This window comes from Mesorhizobium sp. M7A.F.Ca.AU.001.01.1.1, from assembly GCF_004022735.1.
GTDB lineage: Bacteria > Pseudomonadota > Alphaproteobacteria > Rhizobiales > Rhizobiaceae > Mesorhizobium > Mesorhizobium ciceri.
The window spans coordinates 1-3,411 of the sequence record NZ_RZPF01000705.1 but is presented as its reverse complement, the minus strand read 5'-3'; the positions used below and the strand labels follow the sequence as shown (position 1 = coordinate 3,411).

General features: G+C 62.5%; 1 protein-coding gene and 1 pseudogene. Both read left to right on the top strand.

What is annotated here, in order from left to right; all coding sequences use genetic code 11:
* Positions 1-1,984: DNA-directed RNA polymerase subunit beta (gene rpoB, locus EN884_RS30225; RefSeq protein ID WP_128360922.1), on the top strand; the 1,984-nt coding region annotated here is incomplete at its 5' end.
* 186 nt (positions 1,985-2,170) lie between these two features.
* Positions 2,171-3,411, top strand: a pseudogene (locus EN884_RS30220) (DNA-directed RNA polymerase subunit beta'); the annotation flags it as partial.

Genomic DNA, 3,411 nt, shown 5'->3' with positions numbered 1-3,411 from the left:
CGCCCGTGACTCGGGCGCCGCCATCGGCGCCCGCCGCGGCGGCATCGTCGACCAGGTGGACGCGACGCGTATCGTTATCCGCGCCACCGAAGATCTCGATCCGGGCAAGTCCGGCGTCGATATCTACCGGTTGATGAAGTTCCAACGTTCGAACCAGAACACCTGCATCAACCAGCGTCCGCTGGTTCGCATGGGCGACCGGGTCAACAAGGGCGACATCATCGCCGACGGTCCGTCGACCGAGCTCGGCGATCTGGCGCTCGGCCGCAACGTGCTGGTCGCGTTCATGCCGTGGAACGGCTACAATTACGAGGACTCGATCCTCCTGTCCGAACGCATCGTCGCCGACGACGTCTTCACCTCGATCCACATCGAGGAGTTCGAGGTCATGGCGCGCGATACCAAGCTTGGACCGGAGGAAATCACGCGCGATATCCCGAACGTCTCGGAAGAAGCGCTGAAGAACCTCGACGAAGCCGGCATCGTCTACATCGGTGCGGAAGTTCAGCCGGGCGACATCCTGGTCGGCAAGATCACGCCGAAGGGCGAAAGCCCGATGACGCCGGAAGAGAAGCTTCTGCGCGCCATCTTCGGCGAAAAGGCGTCCGATGTGCGCGACACCTCGATGCGCATGCCTCCGGGCACATTCGGCACCGTCGTCGAGGTGCGCGTCTTCAATCGCCACGGTGTGGAGAAGGACGAGCGCGCCATGGCGATCGAGCGCGAGGAGATCGAACGCCTCGCCAAGGACCGCGACGACGAGCAGGCCATTCTGGACCGTAACGTCTACGCGCGTCTTTCCGACGTGCTCGTCGGCAAGGAAGCGATCGCTGGACCGAAGGGCTTCAAGAAGGGCTCGACGCTGTCCAAGGATACGCTCGACGAGTATCCGCGTTCGCAGTGGTGGCAGTTTGCCGTGGAGAACGAAAAGCTCCAGAGCGAGCTGGAAGCGCTGCGTGGCCAGTACGACGATTCCAAGAAGGCGCTCGAGCAGCGTTTCATGGACAAGGTCGAGAAGGTCCAGCGCGGCGACGAAATGCCTCCGGGCGTCATGAAGATGGTCAAGGTCTTCGTGGCCGTGAAGCGCAAGATGCAGCCCGGCGACAAGATGGCCGGCCGTCACGGCAACAAGGGTGTCGTGTCGCGGATCGTTCCGGTGGAGGACATGCCTTTCCTCGAGGACGGCACGCATGCCGATATCGTGCTCAACCCGCTGGGTGTGCCGAGCCGCATGAATGTCGGCCAGATCCTGGAAACGCATCTGGGCTGGGCATGTGCGGGCATGGGCAGGAAGATCGGCGAGCTGATCGACACGTACAAGGCAGCCGGCGACATCAAGCCGCTGCGCAAGACGCTCGAGAGCTTCATCCCGGCCAACGACCGCAACGAGCCGGTTCGTGACTATGACGACGAGAGCATCGTTCGCCTCAGCGAGCAGATGCGCCGCGGCGTCTCGATCGCGACCCCGGTGTTCGACGGCGCGCATGAGGCTGACATCAACATCATGCTGGAGCAGGCGGGCCTGCACAGCAGCGGTCAGTCGCAGCTCTATGACGGACGCACGGGCGAGCCGTTCGATCGCAAGGTGACGATGGGCTACATCTACATGCTCAAGCTTCACCATCTCGTGGACGACAAGATCCACGCGCGTTCGATCGGTCCGTACTCGCTCGTCACCCAGCAGCCGCTGGGCGGCAAGGCGCAGTTCGGTGGCCAGCGCTTCGGCGAGATGGAGGTCTGGGCGCTGGAAGCGTACGGCGCCGCCTACACGCTGCAGGAAATGCTGACGGTGAAGTCCGACGACGTCGCCGGCCGTACCAAGGTCTACGAGGCGATCGTGCGTGGCGACGACACCTTCGAGGCCGGCATCCCGGAGAGCTTCAACGTTCTCGTCAAGGAAATGCGGTCTCTCGGCCTCAACGTCGAGCTGGAGAACACCAAGCTCGACGACAACCCTGTCCGGCTGCCCGACGCGGCCGAGTAAGGCAATGGCGCGCCACGGCTGTCCGCGGCGCGCCTCGAGCATGATCCCGAAAAGTGGCTACCGGTTTTCGGACAGGATCATGCTCAACCAGGAAGAATTCGACGGCCAGTGGCCGACAAAGACGGCGGGCGTTTGGCTCGCGACTAGATGCAAGGGATCTTCGAGGATCCCGAAAAGGAGAACGGCATGAACCAAGAGGTCATGAATCTCTTCAATCCGCAGGCGCCTGCGCAGGTGTTCGATTCCATCCGGATATCGCTTGCCAGCCCTGAGAAGATTCTGTCCTGGTCTTTCGGCGAGATCAAGAAGCCGGAGACCATCAACTACCGCACCTTCAAGCCGGAGCGTGACGGTCTGTTCTGCGCGCGCATTTTTGGCCCGATCAAGGACTATGAGTGCCTGTGCGGCAAGTACAAGCGCATGAAGTACAAGGGCGTCATCTGCGAGAAGTGCGGCGTCGAAGTCACGCTGTCGCGCGTTCGCCGCGAGCGCATGGGCCATATCGAGCTGGCGGCACCGGTCGCCCATATCTGGTTCCTGAAGTCGCTGCCGTCGCGCATCGGCACGCTGCTCGACATGACCCTGAAGGACATCGAGCGCGTCCTCTACTTCGAGAACTACATCGTCACCGAACCTGGCCTCACCGCGCTGAAGGAGCACCAGCTGCTCAGCGAGGAAGAGTACATGATCGCCGTCGACGAGTATGGCGAGGATTCGTTCACCGCCATGATCGGCGCCGAGGCCATTCATGACCTCCTGGCCGGCATGGACCTGGAGAAGATCGCCGGCGACCTGCGTTCGGAACTGGCGTCGACCACCTCCGAGCTGAAGCAGAAGAAGTATCTGAAGCGGCTCAAGGTCGTCGAGAACTTCATGGAATCCGGCAATCGTCCGGAATGGATGATCATGAAGGTGGTTCCGGTGATCCCGCCGGACCTGCGTCCGCTCGTCCCGCTGGACGGCGGCCGCTTCGCCACGTCGGATCTGAACGATCTCTATCGCCGCGTCATCAACCGCAACAACCGCCTGAAGCGGCTGATCGAGCTGCGCGCCCCCGGCATCATCGTGCGCAATGAAAAGCGCATGCTGCAGGAAGCCGTCGATGCGCTGTTCGACAACGGCCGCCGCGGCCGCGTCATCACCGGCGCCAACAAGCGCCCGCTGAAGTCGCTGTCCGACATGCTCAAGGGCAAGCAGGGCCGGTTCCGTCAGAACCTGCTCGGCAAGCGCGTCGACTATTCCGGCCGCTCGGTCATCGTGACCGGTCCGGAGCTCAAGCTGCACCAGTGCGGCCTGCCCAAGAAGATGGCGCTCGAACTGTTCAAGCCCTTCATCTACGCCCGTCTCGACGCCAAGGGTTACTCCTCGACCGTCAAGCAGGCGAAGAAGCTGGTCGAAAAGGAGCGTCCGGAAGTCTGGGATATGCT